The sequence below is a fragment of the Oleiphilus sp. HI0080 genome (assembly GCF_001635135.1).
Genome location: NZ_LWFU01000625.1, coordinates 1 through 1,427, shown reverse-complemented (window position 1 = coordinate 1,427; position 1,427 = coordinate 1). Strand labels below are relative to the sequence as shown.

The following is a 1,427-nucleotide window of genomic DNA, read 5'->3' as shown; positions in this document are numbered from 1 at the left end:
TGATGGGCTTAAAACGCACATCGCTGTGCATGGACGCACTCTTCTTTCGAGCAATCACAAATCCGAACAACAATCCTACGACGCCTCCAACGATTGAAGCGAGATCTCCCCCAACCAACTGCATCGCAAATGCTGCGACCACGACCATTAGCAATAAGGGAATGACAAACATCAACACGGACGCCTGCAGCAAGCCTTCGTCAGGGATGGAAATGGTTACCGTTTGGCCGGCCTGCGCGCCAAGACGGTTGTCGAGCCACAACTCCATACTTCGCTCGGTGCTCATTTTTGAAACCAAGCCCTGACCACAGGAATTCTCTAGCTGACAAGACTGACAAGCACTTCGCCGTTGAGTTTGAATCAGCGCTTGATCTCCATGCACCTCAAGCACCAAGGCTCGCTCTATCGCCACCTCTTACTCCATTACAGGGCGAACGCCCTTGGCAATATTCATAGCGGTCATCGGCGGTATTTCACCAACAATAGTCACCGTGTACTGCTTGTCGTTGTACATCAGAGGAGAGATATAGATGACGGTCGCGCCAACGATCGATGCGCCCTCGGGTAGCTCCTGTTTACCTTTAAGTTCGACAAACACCGTGTAATTCGCCAGGCCATCGGAGAACAAAATGACATTGCCATTCGTCGTAGATGATTCAACTTGCATAAAACCTGGTGGAATGAACTCTGCCTCCCATGCGAGCCTTTCCGGCCACCGAAGATCTTTCTCGCTCATCGGAAGAGAGTGATGTGAAACGGCCTCATCATCAAGATCGAAAGCGAATTCTTCGTCGCGCGTCTCGGTAGGCAACTCTAGTTGCGTAAACTGGAAACTTTCTAGCGCCTGCCCTTTTAAACCGATCACTTGCGATTTGAGCAACAAACCTGAACGCTGATCTAGCCACAAATGGTAGCTATAGCGGAGTGCATCTTTCGCACTAATTTCGAGCTTCACCGCAGATCGATCAACAACACGCTCATAGCCTTGCTTATGAACAAAATAGTATTTGTGCCCTGGCATAAACCCTTCAAACGCGGCACTCACAGGGTTTTCAAATTCTTTTTTATCGAGCTGAACCAGCCTCTGCCCATTAATCAGGCACATCACCTCGCTACCTCGACGCAGAATTTCACCCATTGCTCCGTCTAACTGGGTGAGGCGCTCCTGCTCCTGTCCCTGATAGTATCGATGCACTACCCTCATGGAGCTGCTCATCTTACCGCGTGAAAACATAAACACGCCGCGATAAGACTCATTGGTTGCCGCAGCGCGCATTTTGCTTATCCACTCTCCAGCGTCATCGCCATCCGCTCGGGCGATGCTTGATAACACCAGCAACAACGCGAGCACCGGCATCAACAGCACTGAGGTTTTTCTTAATATCATGGATAAGATTCCAAGCTTAAACACCAACTACCAACCCCGC

Annotated in this window: 2 protein-coding genes; both read right to left on the bottom strand. The window is 50.3% G+C overall.

The window, feature by feature from the left end; genetic code table 11:
• A partial coding sequence (locus A3751_RS13670) for a SoxR reducing system RseC family protein (protein ID WP_068457010.1) occupies positions 1–412 on the bottom strand: 412 nt, incomplete at its 3' end.
• A gap of 3 nt (positions 413–415) precedes the next feature.
• Complete coding sequence (locus A3751_RS13665; protein ID WP_068457008.1) at positions 416–1,387, bottom strand: MucB/RseB C-terminal domain-containing protein; 972 nt, start codon at positions 1,385–1,387, stop codon at positions 416–418.
• Positions 1,388–1,427: the final 40 nt, after the last annotated feature.